Annotated in this window: 12 protein-coding genes, 1 tRNA gene and 1 pseudogene; all 14 read left to right on the forward strand. The window is 64.9% G+C overall.

Features of this window, described 5'->3' with window-relative positions:
- A pseudogene (locus ASD78_RS19800) lies at positions 1–105 on the forward strand (elongation factor Tu); the annotation flags it as partial.
- A gap of 124 nt (positions 106–229) precedes the next feature.
- Positions 230–305, forward strand: a tRNA-Trp gene (locus ASD78_RS03595).
- Between the two features lie 93 nt (positions 306–398).
- Positions 399–776, forward strand: a complete 378-nt coding sequence (gene secE / locus ASD78_RS03600) for a preprotein translocase subunit SecE (RefSeq protein WP_055902446.1) — start codon at positions 399–401, stop codon at positions 774–776.
- A gap of 4 nt (positions 777–780) precedes the next feature.
- Positions 781–1,350: a transcription termination/antitermination protein NusG gene (gene nusG, locus ASD78_RS03605; protein ID WP_055902448.1), complete on the forward strand. Its 570-nt coding sequence runs from the start codon at positions 781–783 to the stop codon at positions 1,348–1,350.
- A gap of 205 nt (positions 1,351–1,555) precedes the next feature.
- Complete coding sequence (gene rplK, locus ASD78_RS03610) at positions 1,556–1,984, forward strand: 50S ribosomal protein L11 (RefSeq protein ID WP_055902450.1); 429 nt, start codon at positions 1,556–1,558, stop codon at positions 1,982–1,984.
- Positions 1,985–1,987: 3 nt separating this feature from the next.
- Positions 1,988–2,686, forward strand: a complete 699-nt coding sequence (gene rplA, locus ASD78_RS03615) for a 50S ribosomal protein L1 (RefSeq protein ID WP_056098448.1) — start codon at positions 1,988–1,990, stop codon at positions 2,684–2,686.
- Between the two features lie 344 nt (positions 2,687–3,030).
- On the forward strand, positions 3,031–3,564 hold the full coding sequence (rplJ, locus tag ASD78_RS03620; protein ID WP_056098450.1) for a 50S ribosomal protein L10: 534 nt from the start codon (positions 3,031–3,033) through the stop codon (positions 3,562–3,564).
- A 68-nt stretch (positions 3,565–3,632) separates the two neighbouring features.
- The gene (gene rplL / locus ASD78_RS03625; RefSeq protein WP_055902456.1) at positions 3,633–4,007 is read left to right on the forward strand and encodes a 50S ribosomal protein L7/L12; all 375 of its coding nucleotides are present in this window, start codon (positions 3,633–3,635) and stop codon (positions 4,005–4,007) included.
- A gap of 273 nt (positions 4,008–4,280) precedes the next feature.
- Positions 4,281–8,432, forward strand: a complete 4,152-nt coding sequence (rpoB, locus tag ASD78_RS03630) for a DNA-directed RNA polymerase subunit beta (protein ID WP_055902458.1) — start codon at positions 4,281–4,283, stop codon at positions 8,430–8,432.
- 107 nt (positions 8,433–8,539) lie between these two features.
- Positions 8,540–12,781, forward strand: coding sequence for a DNA-directed RNA polymerase subunit beta' (gene rpoC / locus ASD78_RS03635; protein ID WP_055902460.1), 4,242 nt, complete (start codon positions 8,540–8,542; stop codon positions 12,779–12,781).
- A gap of 372 nt (positions 12,782–13,153) precedes the next feature.
- Positions 13,154–13,528, forward strand: coding sequence for a 30S ribosomal protein S12 (gene rpsL / locus ASD78_RS03640; RefSeq protein ID WP_031373762.1), 375 nt, complete (start codon positions 13,154–13,156; stop codon positions 13,526–13,528).
- A gap of 83 nt (positions 13,529–13,611) precedes the next feature.
- A complete protein-coding gene (gene rpsG / locus ASD78_RS03645; protein WP_055902462.1) occupies positions 13,612–14,079 on the forward strand; it encodes a 30S ribosomal protein S7 in 468 nt (155 codons plus the stop codon).
- A gap of 147 nt (positions 14,080–14,226) precedes the next feature.
- On the forward strand, positions 14,227–16,347 hold the full coding sequence (gene fusA, locus ASD78_RS03650) for an elongation factor G (RefSeq protein WP_055902464.1): 2,121 nt from the start codon (positions 14,227–14,229) through the stop codon (positions 16,345–16,347).
- Between the two features lie 165 nt (positions 16,348–16,512).
- Positions 16,513–16,617: GTP-binding protein (locus ASD78_RS03655; RefSeq protein WP_082559638.1), on the forward strand; the 105-nt coding region annotated here is incomplete at its 3' end.

Consider the following 16,617-nt stretch of genomic DNA (forward strand, 5'->3'; position numbering starts at 1 on the left):
GTGAGCCTGATCAACCCGGTGGCGATGGACGAAGGCCTGCGTTTCGCGATTCGCGAAGGCGGCCGTACCGTCGGCGCCGGCGTGGTGGCCAAGATCATCAAGTAAGATCTCTGCGACGGTCGCAAGGCCGTCGCGAGCCGCGAACGGCGGGCCGGCAATGACGGTCCGCCTTCGCCGTTTAAGAGGAAGCCGAGTTTGCGGGGCTCCCGCGGGCTAGGTCCGAAGCAATACGCCAGTAGCTCAATTGGCAGAGCAGCGGTCTCCAAAACCGCAGGTTGGGGGTTCGAGTCCCTCCTGGCGTGCCACTCAGGCAATGCGGATCCCTCCGCGCAAGCCCGGCCCTCGCGGTCGGACTTTCACCAAGAAGGCGGCTGCGCAAGCGCCGCGCGATGGATCGGATGAACAGCAAGGTCGAACAACACGGTTCTGCGTCCGCCGGCGACTTCCTCAAGTACGCCCTGGCGGTGCTTTTGGTCGGTGGCGGCGTGTTCGCGTTCTACTGGTTCGCCGACTGGGCGGCCGCGCTGCGTGCGCTGGTCGTGGTCGCCGGCCTGGTCGCCGGTATCGGCGTGTTCCTGACCAGCGCCAAGGGCCGTCAGACGCTCGAATTCCTGTCCGAGTCGCGCTTCGAGCTGCGCAAGGTGGTCTGGCCGACCCGCCAGGAAGCCATGCGCACCACCTGGGTGGTGATGATCGCGGTCGCGATCCTCAGCCTGATCCTGGCCGGCTTCGACCTGCTCATCCAGGCTGCGGTCAAGTTTATTTTGGGGCACTGAGGCAATGACCGAAGTACATAAGCGCTGGTACGTCGTTCACGCCTACTCCGGCTTCGAGAAGTCGGTGGCGCAGGCGCTGCGCGATCGCATCGTGCGTTTCGAGATGCAGGACCGCTTCGGCGACGTCCTGGTCCCGACCGAAGAAGTGGTCGAGATGCGCTCCGGCCAGAAGCGCCGTTCCGAGCGCAAGTTCTTCCCGGGCTACGTCCTGGTCCAGATCGCCACCCACGACGAGGCCGGTATCCCGCGCATCGACAGCGAGAGCTGGCACCTGATCAAGGAAACCCCGAAGGTCATGGGCTTCATCGGCGGCACCGCCGACCGTCCGTTGCCGATCCAGGACCGCGAGGCGGACATGATCCTGCAGCGCGTTCAGGATGGCGTCGAGAAGCCCAAGCCCAAGGTCCTGTTCGAGCCGGGCGAGATGGTCCGGGTGGTCGACGGCCCGTTCGTCGATTTCAACGGCGTGGTCGAGGAAATCAACTACGACAAGAGCCGCTTGCGCGTGGCGGTGCTGATTTTCGGCCGCTCGACCCCGGTCGAGCTCGAATTCGGCCAGGTCGAGAAGGCCTGACCGGGCCCGGAGCCCCGTCCAGCGGGGTTCCAGAAAGCCTGCTATACTTTCCGGCTGCGCAGCCCAGGGCGCGCACCGAATCAGGAAACCACGGCCGCCGCAAGGCGGCTGTCGGCGTCTGAAAAAAACGTGAAGCCGGGACACGTGATATTCCCGGTCCGATGGGGAGCCTGAGACCCAGGCGCTTGCACCCGGAGAGAAGAAGATGGCTAAGAAAGTAGTTGGTTACATCAAGCTGCAGGTGAAGGCCGGTCAGGCCAATCCGTCGCCGCCGGTGGGCCCCGCCCTCGGTCAGCGCGGCCTGAACATCATGGAGTTCTGCAAGGCGTTCAACGCCGCGACCTCCAAGCTGGAGCCGGGTCTCCCGACCCCGGTGATCATCACCGCGTACTCCGACCGTACCTTCACCTTCATCACCAAGAGCACCCCGGCTTCGGTGCTGCTGAAGAAGGCCGCCGGCATCAGCTCGGGCTCCAAGCGCCCGAACACCGAGAAGGTCGGCAAGGTCACCCGTAAGCAGCTCGAGGACATCGCCAAGGCGAAGGAAGCCGACCTGACGGCGGCCGACCTGGAAGCGGCGGTGAAGACGATTGCGGGTTCGGCCCGCAGCATGGGTCTCGTGGTGGAGGGCTAAGACATGGCGATCAGCAAGCGCGAAAAAGCAATCAAGGCCGCCGTGGTCCCGGGTAAGGCTTATGCCTTCGACGAGGCCATCAAGATCGTGAAGACCGCGACCAAGGCCAAGTTCGTCGAGTCCGTCGACGTCGCCGTCCGCCTGGGCGTGGACGCGAAGAAGTCCGACCAGCAGGTGCGCGGTTCGACCGTGCTGCCGGCCGGTACCGGCAAGTCCGTGCGCGTGGCGGTGTTCGCCCCCGCGGGCGCCAAGGCCGAGGAAGCCCTGGCCGCTGGCGCCGAGGCCGTCGGTATGGACGACCTCGCCGAGAAGATGCAGGCCGGCGACCTGAACTACGACGTCGTCATCGCGACGCCGGACGCCATGCGCGTGGTCGGTAAGCTCGGCCAGGTGCTGGGCCCGCGCGGCCTGATGCCGAACCCGAAGGTCGGTACCGTCTCGCCGAACCCGGCCGAAGCGGTCAAGAACGCCAAGGGCGGCCAGGTGCGTTACCGCACCGACAAGGCCGGCATCATCCACTGCACCATCGGCAAGGCTTCGTTCGAAGACGCCTCGCTGAAGGACAACCTGCAGGCGCTGCTGCTGGACCTGATCAAGGCCAAGCCGTCGACCGCCAAGGGTCAGTACCTGCAGAAGATCTCGATCAGCTCGACCATGGGCCCCGGCGTGACCGTGGACCAGGCCTCGCTGGCGCTGAAGTAATCGCACGAACCCTCTCCCGCCCGGCGGGGGAGGGTGCAACAACTTTTGAGGGCATCGCCAGGGGCCAGTCCCCGAACGAAGCCGTCAAAGACCGCAGGCGCGGTCAGCGCGTATCGACGACGGGCACGGAAGCTCGGTCTGGCAAGGAGTCGCCGTCGGTACTAGCGGGATCGCTTAATTCGGACTCTTCGGAGCCGGGCCCGCGCAGATGGTGCCGCCCTACTGGAACTTTTTCAGGAAAGGCCACCACCCGGGACGCCTCAGGCGTCCCCGGCGCCAGGGAAGGTGCCGCTCAGGACCGCAAGCGGCAGGAGCCGTGAGCGGAGTTCACAAGAGGAGTGTTTATGGCTCTCAATCTGTCTCAGAAGCAAGAAGTAGTCGCCGAGCTGGCAGAAGTCGCCGCGAAGGCTCACTCCTTGGTTGCTGCCGAGTACGCGGGCACGACGGTCGCTCAAATGACCGCCATGCGCAAGAAGGCTCGTGAAACCGGTGTGTACTTGCGTGTCGTCAAGAACACCCTGGCTTCGCGTGCCGTGGCCGGTACCGAATACGAGTGCGCCCAAGACGCCCTCGTCGGTCCGCTGCTGTATGCGTTCTCGACGGAAGAACCCGGCGCTGCCGGGCGTCTGATCAAGGAATTCGCCAAGGGCAACGACAAGCTGCAGGCCAAGGTGGTCGCCATGGGCGGCCAGCTGTACCCGGGCAGCCACGTCGAAGTGCTGGCCTCGTTGCCGACCCGCGAGCAGGCCCTGGCCATGCTGGCGCGCGTCCTCGCCGAACCGGCGAGCATGTTTGCCCGTGCCGTCAAGGCCGTGGCCGACAAGCAGGGCGGCGGTGGCGAAGCCGAGCAAGCGCAGGCCGAGGCGGAAACGGCGTAATCGCCGTCCGCTCAGCGAATACCTCACTGAACCGATTCGTAAGATCAATTTCCTAAAAGGTTAATCACATGTCCCTGTCCAACGAACAGATCGTCGACGCCATCGCCGAGAAGACCCTTCTCGAAGTGATGGAGCTGGTCAAGGCGATCGAAGAGAAGTTCGGCGTCTCTGCCGCCGCCCCGGTCGTCGCTGCTGCCGGCCCGGCCGCTGCCGCCGCCCCGGTCGAAGAGCAGACCGAGTTCAACGTCATCCTGAAGGCCGCCGGCGAGAAGAAGGTCGAGGTCATCAAGGCCGTCCGCGCCATCACCGGCCTGGGCCTGAAGGAAGCGAAGGACCTGGTCGAAGGCGCTCCGCAGACCGTGAAGGAAGCCGCTTCGAAGGAAGAGTCCGAGAAGATGAAGAAGGACCTCGAGGCCGCTGGCGCGACCGTCGAAGTGAAGTAAGTTGCATCGCGTCGCCGGATTCATCACTGGCGACCACCCAAGGCTGGGGACGAAAGTCCCCGGCCTTTGGCCGTTGTTGAAATACTGGAAATAAAGTCCCGAGTTGGCAGTGTGAAGTAGCGGGAGAAGGCGTGCTGGTGCCGGCAATACCAGCGACTTCCCACTGTCAGTTCTTCGTTCCCTCTGGGTTTGCGGTCGCGGACGCGCGATCTGCCCCAAGGCGCCGCAACGGCGTCTTGAAAGCCCACCAGAAAACCGAGGCGGTAGCTCACCATGACGTACTCGTTCACCGAAAAGAAGCGCATCCGCAAGGACTTCGGCAAGCGCAAGTCGATTCTCGAAGTGCCTTTCCTGCTGGCCATCCAGGTCGACTCCTACCGCGAATTCCTGCAGGAGAACATCGAGCCGGGCAAGCGCGCCGATCGCGGCCTGCACGCGGCCCTGAAGTCGGTGTTCCCGATCTCCAGCTACAGCGGCAACGCCGCGCTCGAATACGTCGGCTACAAGCTCGGCGATCCGGCGTTCGACGAGCGCGAGTGCCGTAACCGCGGCCTCAGCTACGGCGCCCCGCTGCGCGTGACCGTGCGCCTGGTGATCTACGACCGCGAGTCGTCGACCAAGGCCATCAAGTACGTGAAGGAGCAGGAGGTCTACATGGGCGAGATTCCGCTCATGACCGACAACGGCACCTTCATCGTCAACGGCACCGAGCGCGTCATCGTCTCGCAGCTGCACCGTTCGCCGGGCGTGTTCTTCGACCACGACCGCGGCAAGACCCACAGCTCGGGCAAGCTGCTGTACAGCGCCCGCATCATTCCTTACCGCGGCTCCTGGCTGGACTTCGAGTTCGACCCGAAGGACGCGCTGTTCACCCGTATCGACCGCCGCCGCAAGCTGCCGGTCACCGTGCTGCTGCGCGCGCTCGGCTACAACAACGAAGAGATGCTCGCGCAGTTCTTCGAGATCAACACCTTCCATATCGATCCCAAGGAAGGCGTCCAGCTTGAGCTGATCCCCGAGCGCCTGCGCGGCGAAACCCTCAACTTCGACCTCGCCGACGGCGACAAGGTCATCGTCGAGGCCGGCCGCCGCATCACCGCGCGCCACGTCAAGCAGCTCGAGCAGGCCGGCGTCGCCGCCTTGGCCGTGCCCGACGAGTACCTGGTCGGCCGCATCCTGTCGAACGACGTCGTCGACGCCAAGACCGGCGAACTGCTGGCTTCGGCCAACGACGAGATCAGCGAAGATCAGCTGGCCGCGTTCCGCAAGGCCGGTATCGACACCGTCGGCACGATCTGGGTCAACGACCTCGATCGCGGCCCGTACCTGTCCAACACCCTGCGCATCGATCCGTCCAAGACGCAGCTGGAAGCGCTGGTCGAGATCTACCGCATGATGCGTCCCGGCGAGCCGCCGACCAAGGACGCCGCGCAGAACCTGTTCCACAACCTGTTCTTCACCTTCGAGCGCTACGACCTGTCGGGCGTCGGCCGGATGAAGTTCAACCGCCGCATCGGCCGCAAGGAAACCATCGGCGCTTCGGTGCTGTACGACGCCAAGTACTTCGCCGAGCGCAAGGACGAAGAGTCCGGCCGCCTGCGCAACGAGCTGGGCGACACCTCGGACATCCTGGACGTGATCCGCGTCCTGACCGAGATCCGCAACGGCCGCGGCACCGTCGACGACATCGACCACCTGGGCAACCGCCGCGTGCGTTCGGTCGGCGAAATGGCCGAGAACGTGTTCCGCGTCGGCCTGGTCCGCGTCGAGCGCGCGGTCAAGGAGCGCCTGTCGATGGCCGAGTCCGAAGGCCTGACCCCGCAGGAGCTGATCAACGCCAAGCCGGTGGCCGCCGCGATCAAGGAGTTCTTCGGCTCCTCGCAGCTGTCGCAGTTCATGGACCAGAACAACCCGCTGTCGGAAGTCACGCACAAGCGTCGCGTGTCGGCCCTCGGCCCGGGCGGTCTGACCCGCGAGCGCGCCGGCTTCGAAGTGCGCGACGTGCACCCGACCCATTACGGCCGCGTCTGCACCATCGAAACGCCGGAAGGCCCGAACATCGGCCTGATCAACTCGCTGGCCGTGTTCGCCCGCACCAACAAGTACGGCTTCCTCGAGACGCCGTACCGCAAGGTCGTGGACGGCAAGGTCACCGACGACATCGAATTCCTGTCGGCGATCGAAGAGAACGAGTACGTCATCGCCCAGGCCAACGCGACCCAGGACGACAAGGGCACGATGACCGACCAGTTCGTGGCTTGCCGCTTCCAGGGCGAGTCGCTGCTGAAGCCGCCGAGCGAAATCCATTACATGGACGTCTCGCCGATGCAGACCGTGTCGGTCGCCGCGGCGCTGGTTCCGTTCCTCGAGCACGACGACGCCAACCGCGCGCTCATGGGCGCGAACATGCAGCGTCAGGCCGTTCCGACCCTGCGTAGCCAGAAGCCGCTGGTCGGCACGGGCATCGAGCGCGCCGTGGCGCGCGACTCGGGCGTGACCGTGAACGCCCTGCGCGGCGGCGTGATCGAGCAGATCGACGCCGGCCGCATCGTGGTCAAGGTCAACGAAGACGAGATCTCCGACGTCACCGACGCCGGCGTCGACATCTACAACCTGATCAAGTACACGCGTTCGAACCAGAACACCTGTATCAACCAGACCCCGCTGGTCAAGGTGGGCAACGTGATCGCCCGCGGCGACGTGCTGGCCGACGGTCCCTCGACCGACATCGGCGAGCTCGCGCTCGGCCAGAACATGCTGGTCGCGTTCATGCCGTGGAACGGCTACAACTTCGAAGACTCGATCCTGCTCTCCGAGCGCGTGGTCGAAGAGGATCGCTACACCACGATCCACATCGAAGAGCTGACCTGCGTCGCCCGCGATACCAAGCTGGGACCGGAGGAAATCTCGGCCGACATCCCGAACGTCTCCGAGCAGGCGCTGAACCGCCTCGACGAGTCGGGCGTGGTCTACATCGGCGCCGAAGTCCGCGCCGGCGACATCCTGGTCGGCAAGGTCACGCCGAAGGGCGAGTCGCAGCTGACCCCGGAAGAGAAGCTGCTGCGCGCGATCTTCGGCGAGAAGGCCTCCGACGTTAAGGACAGCTCGCTGCGCGTGCCCCCGGGCATGGACGGCACCGTCATCGACGTGCAGGTCTTCACCCGAGACGGCATCGAGAAGGACAAGCGCGCGCGCCAGATCGAGGAATCCGAGATCAAGCGCGTCAAGAAGGACTTCGACGACCAGTTCCGCATCCTGGAAAGCGCGATCTACGCCCGTCTGCGCACGCAGCTGGTCGGCAAGGTCGCCAACGGCGGCGCCGGCCTGAAGAAGGGCGACACCATCACCGAGGCGTTCCTCAACGGCCTGAAGAAGTCCGAGTGGTTCACCCTGCGGATGAAGGACGACGAGGCGATCGACGCCATCGAGCGCGCCCAGAAGCAGATCGACACGCACGAGAAGGAATTCGAACGCCGCTTCACCGACAAGCGTTCGAAGATCACCCAGGGCGACGACCTCGCTCCGGGCGTGCTGAAGATGGTCAAGGTGTTCCTGGCCGTTAAGCGCCGCATCCAGCCGGGCGACAAGATGGCCGGCCGCCACGGCAACAAGGGCGTGGTCTCGACCATCGTTCCGGTCGAGGACATGCCGTACGCCGCCGACGGTCAGACTGTCGACATCGTGCTGAACCCGCTGGGCGTGCCGTCGCGTATGAACATCGGCCAGATCCTCGAAGTGCATCTGGGCTGGGCCGCCAAGGGCCTGGGCCAGAAGATCCAGCGCATGCTGGAGGCGCAGCAGAAGATCGCCGACCTGCGCAAGTTCCTCGACGACATCTACAACCACGACCAGAAGGTGCATGGTCAGCGCGTGGACCTGAAGCAGTTCAGCGACGAAGAGCTGCTGACGCTGGCCCACAACCTGACCGACGGCGTGCCGATGGCGACGCCGGTGTTCGACGGCGCGGCCGAAGTCGAGATCAAGCGCATGCTCGAGCTGGCGGAACTGCCGAGCAGCGGTCAGACCATCCTGCACGACGGCCGTACCGGCGAAGCGTTCGAGCGCCCGGTCACGATCGGCTACATGCACATGCTGAAGCTGAATCACCTGGTCGACGACAAGATGCACGCCCGTTCGACCGGTCCGTACTCGCTCGTCACCCAGCAGCCGCTGGGCGGCAAGGCGCAGTTCGGCGGCCAGCGTTTCGGCGAAATGGAAGTCTGGGCGCTGGAAGCCTACGGCGCGGCCTACACCCTGCAGGAAATGCTGACGGTGAAGTCCGACGACGTGCAGGGCCGCAACCAGATGTACAAGAACATCGTCGACGGCGAGTACGAGATGGTCGCCGGCATGCCGGAGTCCTTCAACGTGCTGGTGAAGGAAATCCGCTCGCTCGCGATCAACATGGAGCTGGAAGAGAACTGAGGACATCCGGACTCCGGAACCGGGCGAGGGCGCCGATGCGACCCGAGCCCGACCGGATCCCGAACTGACGTTCCCCTTTCTCTTTTCCCGATTCCCGGAGAGTTCAAATGAAAGACTTGCTCAATCTCTTCAACCAGCAGCGCCCCGCGCTGGACTTCGACGCGATCAAGATCGCGCTGGCTTCGCCCGACCTGATCCGTTCGTGGTCGTTCGGTGAAGTGAAGAAGCCGGAAACCATCAACTACCGTACCTTCAAGCCCGAACGCGACGGCCTGTTCTGCGCCGCGATCTTCGGACCGATCAAGGACTACGAGTGCCTGTGCGGCAAGTACAAGCGCATGAAGCACCGTGGCGTGGTCTGCGAAAAGTGCGGTACCGAGGTCACCCTGGCCAAGGTCCGTCGCGAGCGCATGGGTCACATCGACCTGGCCTCGCCGGTCGCCCACATCTGGTTCCTCAAGTCGCTGCCGTCGCGCATCGGCCTGATGTTGGACATGACCCTGCGCGACATCGAGCGCATCCTGTACTTCGAAGCCTACGTCGTGACCGAGCCGGGCCTGACCCCGCTCGAGCGCGGCAACCTGCTGACCGAAGAGCAGTTCCTGCAGGCGCGCCAGGAGCACGGCGACGACTTCGAGGCCGCGATGGGCGCCGAGGCGGTCTACGACCTGCTGCGCACGATCGACCTCCAGGCCGAGATGATCCAGCTGCGCGAGGAGATCGCCTCGACCAACAGCGAAACCAAGCTCAAGCGCCTCACCAAGCGCATCAAGCTGGTCGAAGCCTTCCTCGAGTCGGGCAACCGCCCCGAGTGGATGGTCATGACCGTGCTGCCGGTGCTGCCGCCGGACCTGCGTCCGCTGGTTCCGCTGGACGGCGGCCGCTTCGCGACCTCCGACCTGAACGACCTGTACCGCCGCGTCATCAACCGCAACAACCGCCTGCGCCGCCTGCTCGAACTCAATGCGCCCGACATCATCGTGCGCAACGAGAAGCGCATGCTGCAGGAGTCGGTCGACGCCCTGATGGACAATGGCCGTCGCGGCCGCGCCATCACCGGCACCAACAAGCGCCCGCTCAAGTCGCTGGCCGACATGATCAAGGGTAAGCAGGGCCGGTTCCGTCAGAATCTGCTCGGCAAGCGCGTCGACTACTCGGGCCGTTCGGTCATCGTGGTCGGCCCGACCCTGCGCCTGCACGAGTGCGGCCTGCCGAAGAAGATGGCGCTGGAGCTGTTCAAGCCCTTCATCTTCGCCAAGCTTCAGCGCCGCGGCCTGGCCACCACGATCAAGGCCGCCAAGAAGCTGGTCGAGCGTGAAGAGGCCGAGGTGTGGGACATCCTCGAAGAGGTGATCCGCGAGCATCCGGTGCTGCTGAACCGCGCCCCGACCCTGCACCGCCTCGGCATCCAGGCGTTCGAGCCGGTCCTGATCGAAGGTAAGGCCATCCAGCTGCACCCGCTGGTCTGTACCGCGTTCAACGCCGACTTCGACGGCGACCAGATGGCCGTGCACGTTCCGCTGAGCCTCGAGGCCCAGCTGGAAGCGCGCGCCCTGATGATGGCGTCGAACAACATCCTGTCGCCGGCCAACGGCGAGCCGATCATCGTGCCGTCGCAGGACGTCGTGCTGGGTCTGTACTACATGACCCGCGCCCTGGAGAACAAGGCGGGCGAGGGCATGGCCTTCGCCAACGTCGCCGAAGTCAAGCGCGCCTACGACAACCGCGTCGTGCAGATCCACGCCAAGGTCAAGGTCCGCATCAGCGAGATCGTGGTCAACGAGGACGGCACCCGCACGCCCAAGACCTCGATCGTCGACACCACCGTCGGCCGCGCCCTGCTGCGCGAGATCCTGCCGGACGGCCTGCCGTTCGCGCTGGCCAACACCGAGCTGACCAAGAAGAACATCTCGCGCCTGATCAACAGCTGCTACCGCATGCTGGGCCTGAAGGACACGGTCGTGTTCGCCGACAAGCTGATGTACACCGGCTTCGCTTATGCGACCCGCGCCGGCGTTTCGATCGGCATCGACGACATGATCATCCCGAAGGAAAAGGAAGGCATCGTCGCCGAGGCCGAAGGCGAAGTGCTGGAAATCCAGCAGCAGTACCAGTCGGGCCTGGTCACCGCCGGCGAGCGCTACAACAAGGTCGTCGATATCTGGTCGCGCACCAACGAGCGCGTGGCCAAGGCGATGATGGACGCGATCGGTACCGATCACATCACCAACGCCAAGGGCGAGGCCGTCGATCAGAAGTCGATGAACTCGCTGTACATCATGGCCGACTCCGGCGCCCGCGGTTCGCAGGCGCAGATCCGTCAGCTGGCCGGTATGCGCGGCCTGATGGCGCGTCCGGACGGCTCGATCATCGAGACGCCCATCAAGGCGAACTTCCGCGAAGGCCTGAACGTGCAGGAGTACTTCAACTCCACGCACGGTGCCCGTAAGGGTCTGGCCGATACCGCGCTCAAGACCGCGAACTCGGGTTACCTGACCCGCCGTCTGGTCGACGTGGCGCAGGACGTGGTGATCACCGAAACCGACTGCGGCACCGTCGAGGGTCTGATGATGACCCCGATCGTCGAAGGCGGCGACGTGGTCGAGCCCTTGCGCGATCGCGTGCTGGGCCGCGTCGTGGCCGAGGACGTGTTCCTGCCGGGCAACGACGAGGATCCGATCGTCACCCGCAACACCCTGCTCGACGAAGCCTGGGTGGCCAAGCTCGAGGACGCCAGCGTCCAGTCGATCAAGGTCCGTTCGACCATCACCTGCACCAGCGCCTTCGGCGTCTGCGCGCACTGCTACGGTCGCGACCTCGGCCGCGGTCACCTGGTCAACCACGGCGAAGCGGTCGGCGTCGTCGCCGCTCAGTCGATCGGCGAGCCCGGCACGCAGCTGACCATGCGTACGTTCCACATCGGCGGCGCGGCTTCGCGTGCGGCGGCGATCGACAACGTCACGGTCAAGACCACCGGTTCGATCAAGTTCAACAACCTCAAGCACGTCGCGCACGCCAACGGCCACCTGGTCGCGGTGTCGCGTTCGGGCGAACTGTCGGTCCTCGACCCGCACGGCCGCGAGCGCGAGCGCTACAAGCTGCCTTACGGCGCCACCATCAGCGTCAAGGACGCCGCCGAGATCAAGGCCGGCCAGCAGGTCGCGAACTGGGATCCGCATAACCACCCGATCGTCTCGGAAGTGGCGGGCTTCATCCGCTTCGTCGATTTCGTCGATGGCGTGACCGTCATCGAGAAGACCGACGAACTGACCGGCCTGGCCTCGCGCGAGATCACCGATCCGAAGCGTCGCGGCTCGCAGGGCAAGGATCTGCGTCCGGTCGTGCGCATCGTCGACAAGAACGGCAAGGACCTGTCGATTCCGGGTACCGATCTGCCGGCGCAGTACCTGCTGCCGCCGCGCTCGATCGTCAACCTGCAGGACGGCGCCGCGGTCGGCGTCGGCGACGTGGTCGCCAAGATCCCGCAGGAAGCCTCGAAGACCCGCGACATCACCGGTGGTCTGCCGCGCGTGGCCGACTTGTTCGAAGCGCGCAAGCCCAAGGACCCGGCCGTGCTGGCCGAGGTCTCCGGCATCGTCAGCTTCGGCAAGGACACCAAGGGTAAGCAGCGCCTGATCATCAAGCAGGCCGACGGTGACGAGCACGAAGAGCTGATCCCGAAGTACCGCCAGATCATCGTGTTCGAAGGCGAGCACGTCGAGAAGGGCGAGACCGTCGTGGACGGCGAGCCGAGCCCGCAGGACATCCTGCGTCTGCTGGGCGTCGAGCCGCTGGCCGTGTACCTGACCAAGGAAATCCAGGACGTCTACCGCCTGCAGGGCGTGAAGATCAACGACAAGCACATCGAGGTGATCGTTCGCCAGATGCTGCGCAAGGTCGAGATCACCGACCAGGGCGACAGCAAGTTCCTGCACGGCGAGCAGATCGAGCGTCAGCGCTTCGTCGAAGAGAACGCCCGCCTGCTGGCCCGCAACGAAATCCCGGCCAAGTACGAGCCGGTGCTGCTGGGCATCACCAAGGCGTCGCTGGCGACCGAGTCGTTCATCTCGGCCGCGTCCTTCCAGGAGACCACCCGCGTCCTGACCGAGGCCGCCGTGCGCGGTACCCGCGACGGCCTGCGCGGCCTCAAGGAGAACGTGATCGTGGGTCGCCTGATCCCGGCCGGTACCGGTCTGGCGTACCACACCCAGCGCCGCAAGAACGCTTCGGGTCTGACCGACTCCGAGATGGAAGCCCTGGCGGGTCCGGCCCCGGTGGCCGTCGAAGCCCCGGTCGCCGAAGTCGCCGCGGTCGCGACCGAAGCCGGCGACGAGTCCAGCGCCTCCTGAGGCCTGGGCCCCGACCCTCTCCCGTACGCGGGGGAGGGCGGTCGTCCGGGAGGGCGGCCGGCGGGACGGCGCTGGCAAGATCGCGCCAAGTAACGTATAGTTAGCAGTTCGGACTGTCCCTCGGGACGTCCCAGATCACGAAAAGAGGCGCATGGAGCGCCTCGTGTTCGGCCCAGGGCAGGGCGGGATCGCAGGTAGTAGAACGGCTGTGCCGACGCGGAAACCCCGCGGCGGGCGGCTGTTCCGATAGCTCGCGTTGACGGTAACGTCGAACGCGGGCTATACTTTTTCGTCTCGGTGGGCCGGGTTTGCTTGGCTTGCCGTTCGCTTCTCAACGTAGTGGCTTCACCGCCCCTCACCAAAGAGTTCCTGATGGCAACGATCAACCAGCTCGTCCGCAAGCCGCGGCAGGCGACCACCTACAAGAGCGCCTCGCCGGCGCTCGCGAACTGCCCGCAGCGTCGCGGCGTTTGCACCCGCGTGTACACCACCACCCCGAAGAAGCCGAACTCGGCGCTGCGTAAGGTGGCCAAGGTTCGTCTGACCAACGGTTACGAGATCATTTCGTACATCGGCGGCGAAGGCCACAACCTGCAGGAGCACAGCGTGGTGCTGATCCGCGGCGGCCGAGTCAAGGACCTGCCGGGCGTGCGCTACCACACCGTTCGCGGCTCGCTCGACGCCGCCGGTGTCGCCAAGCGTCGCCAGAGCCGTTCCAAGTACGGCGCCAAGCGTCCGAAGTCCTAAGCGCGTAGCTGCCCAGGTGCGCGCCCTCCGGTGCCGCCGCCCGCAAGCACGTCTGTCAAGAATCACGAGAATAGGTACGCACCATGTCGCGTAAAGGTTCCACCCCGCAGCGTTCGGTCCTGCCCGATCCCAAGCACGGCAGCGAGACGATCGCGCGCTTCATCAATATGGTCATGCAGAGCGGCAAGAAGTCCGTCGCCGAGAAGATCGTCTATGGCGCCATGGACGTGATCGGGGAGAAGAACCCGAACGCGCTCGAGCTGGTCGAAAAGGCCCTCGGCAACGTCTCGCCCGCGGTCGAAGTGAAGTCGCGTCGCGTCGGCGGCGCCACCTACCAGGTGCCGGTCGAAGTGCGTTCGTCGCGCCGTATGGCCCTGGCGATGCGTTGGCTGATCGAGTCGGCGCGCAAGCGCGGCGAGAACACCATGCCGCGCAAGCTCGCCGCAGAACTGCTCGACGCCTCGGAGAACCGCGGCGGTGCGATCAAGAAGCGCGAAGAGACCCACCGTATGGCGGAAGCGAACAAGGCGTTCGCTCACTACCGCTGGTGATCCGAGCGCCCCAGGGCACCTGAGTGCCTGGGCCTCAGCAGCGCGTCGCGCGCTGCCGCGGCGGCTTGAAGGCCGCCTAGCGAACCGGAGGCCGCCCACGAGGCGGCGTCCGGCCATCTGGAATTCGAAAACTTACGAGAGGGTCCCGTGGCTCGCACCACTCCCATCGAGCGTTACCGCAACTTCGGCATCATGGCCCACATCGACGCGGGCAAAACCACGACGTCCGAACGCATCCTTTTCTACACCGGCGTCAGCCACAAGATCGGCGAAGTGCACGAAGGTGCAGCGACGATGGACTGGATGGAGCAGGAGCAGGAGCGCGGCATCACCATCACTTCCGCCGCGACGACCGCGTTCTGGAAGGGTATGGACAAGTCCCTGCCGGAACACCGCTTCAACATCATCGACACCCCCGGACACGTCGACTTCACGATCGAAGTCGAGCGTTCGCTGCGCGTGCTCGACGGCGCCGTGTTCGTGCTGTGCGCCGTGGGCGGCGTGCAGCCGCAGTCGGAGACCGTGTGGCGCCAGGCCAACAAGTACTCCGTGCCGCGCATGGCGTTCGTCAACAAGATGGACCGCACCGGCGCCAACTTCGACAAGGTCGTTGAGCAGCTGAAGGCCCGTCTGGGCGCTTACGCCGTTCCGATGCAGGTGCCGATCGGCGCCGAAGAAGGCTTCGAGGGCGTGGTCGACCTGCTCAAGATGAAGGCGATCCATTGGGACGTCGCATCGCAGGGCACCAAGTTCGAGTACCGCGACATTCCGGCCGACCTGCAGTCGAAGGCCGAAGAAGCGCGCGCGTTCATGGTCGAAGCCGCGGCGGAAGCCTCGGAAGAGCTCATGGACAAGTACCTCAACGAGGGCGAGCTGAGCGAAGAAGAGATCATCGCCGGTCTGCGCACGCGCACCCTGCGCGTTGAGATCGTGCCGGTGTTCTGCGGCTCGGCGTTCAAGAACAAGGGCGTGCAGGCCATGCTCGACGGCGTGATCAACCTGCTGCCGTCGCCGTCCGACCGTCCGCCGGTCCCCGGCATCGACGAGGACGAGAAGGAAGACAGCCGCAAGGCGTCCGACACCGAGCCGTTCTCGGCGCTGGCGTTCAAGATCATGACCGACCCGTTCGTGGGTTCGCTGACCTTCTTCCGCGTCTACTCGGGCGTGCTGAACTCGGGCGACCAGGTGTACAACCCGGTCAAGTCGAAGAAGGAACGCGTCGGCCGCATCCTGCAGATGCACGCCAACCAGCGCGACGAAATCAAGGAAGTCCGCGCCGGCGACATCGCCGCGGCCGTGGGCCTGAAGGACGTGACCACCGGCGACACGCTGTGCGCGCAGGATCACATCATCACGCTTGAGCGCATGGTCTTCCCGGAGCCCGTCATCTCGATGGCGGTCGAACCCAAGACCAAGTCGGACCAGGAAAAGATGGGCATCGCCCTGGGCCGTCTGGCGCAGGAAGATCCTTCGTTCCGCGTGCGCACCGACGAAGAATCGGGCCAGACCATCATCGCCGGCATGGGCGAGCTGCACCTGGACATCCTCGTCGACCGCATGAAGCGCGAGTTCAACGTCGAAGCCAACGTCGGCAAGCCGCAGGTTGCGTACCGCGAGACCATCCGCAAGTCGGACGTCAAGTCGGATTACAAGCACGCCAAGCAGTCCGGTGGTAAGGGTCAGTACGGTCACGTCGTGATCGAGCTGTCGCCGATGAACGAGAAGGATCGTGCGAACGAGGACGTCGAGAACGATTTCCTGTTCGTCAACGACATCACTGGCGGCGTGATTCCGAAGGAATTCATCCCGGCGATCGAGAAGGGCCTGCGCGAGACCATCACCAGCGGTCCGCTGGCCGGCTTCCCGGTCGTGGGCGTGAAGGTCAAGCTCGTGTTCGGTTCGTACCACGACGTCGACTCGTCGGAAATGGCGTTCAAGCTCGCCGCGTCGATGGCCTTCAAGGAAGGTTTCCGCAAGGCCGACCCGGTCCTGCTGGAGCCGATGATGAAGGTCGAAGTCGTGACGCCGGAAGAGTACGTCGGCGACGTGATGGGCGATTTGAGCCGCCGTCGCGGTCTGCTGCAGGGCCAGGACGACACGCCGTCGGGCAAGACCATCAATGCGATGGTGCCGCTGGGCGAGATGTTCGGTTACGCGACCACCATCCGCTCGCTGACCCAGGGCCGCGCCACCTTCACGATGGAATTCGATCACTACGCCGAAGCGCCGAACAACATCGCCGAAGCCGTGATCAAGAAGGGCGGTTGATAGACGGGATTCGGGAGTGGGGATTCGGGATCCGCTCGGCGGATTCCACCTGCTCCCGGACCTCGCATCGGTTCCTGATCAGCACGACTTAAGTAAGGGATTGGGCGGTTTTTGATCGCCGATCCCATTCCCGAATCACGAATCACAGAACTTGAGAGAGACAACATGGCTAAGGGTAAATTCGAGCGCACCAAGCCGCACGTGAACGTGGGCACCATCGGCCACGTGGACCACGGCAAGACGACGCTGACCGCAGCGCTGACCAAGGTG

The sequence above is a fragment of the Lysobacter sp. Root667 genome, from assembly GCF_001427715.1.
Lineage (GTDB): Bacteria > Pseudomonadota > Gammaproteobacteria > Xanthomonadales > Xanthomonadaceae > Lysobacter.

Bases quoted from the DNA above. Each gene is read 5' to 3' on its own strand.
- rplJ (WP_056098450.1), top strand. From the start codon at position 3,031: ATGGCTCTCAATCTGTCTCAGAAGCAAGAAGTAGTCGCCGAGCTGGCA.
- rpsL (WP_031373762.1), top strand. From the start codon at position 13,154: ATGGCAACGATCAACCAGCTCGTCCGCAAGCCGCGGCAGGCGACCACC.
- rplL (WP_055902456.1), top strand. From the start codon at position 3,633: ATGTCCCTGTCCAACGAACAGATCGTCGACGCCATCGCCGAGAAGACC.
- rplK (WP_055902450.1), top strand. From the start codon at position 1,556: ATGGCTAAGAAAGTAGTTGGTTACATCAAGCTGCAGGTGAAGGCCGGT.
- rplA (WP_056098448.1), top strand. From the start codon at position 1,988: ATGGCGATCAGCAAGCGCGAAAAAGCAATCAAGGCCGCCGTGGTCCCG.
- rpoC (WP_055902460.1), top strand. From the start codon at position 8,540: ATGAAAGACTTGCTCAATCTCTTCAACCAGCAGCGCCCCGCGCTGGAC.
- rpoB (WP_055902458.1), top strand. From the start codon at position 4,281: ATGACGTACTCGTTCACCGAAAAGAAGCGCATCCGCAAGGACTTCGGC.
- secE (WP_055902446.1), top strand. From the start codon at position 399: ATGAACAGCAAGGTCGAACAACACGGTTCTGCGTCCGCCGGCGACTTC.
- rpsG (WP_055902462.1), top strand. From the start codon at position 13,612: ATGTCGCGTAAAGGTTCCACCCCGCAGCGTTCGGTCCTGCCCGATCCC.
- nusG (WP_055902448.1), top strand. From the start codon at position 781: ATGACCGAAGTACATAAGCGCTGGTACGTCGTTCACGCCTACTCCGGC.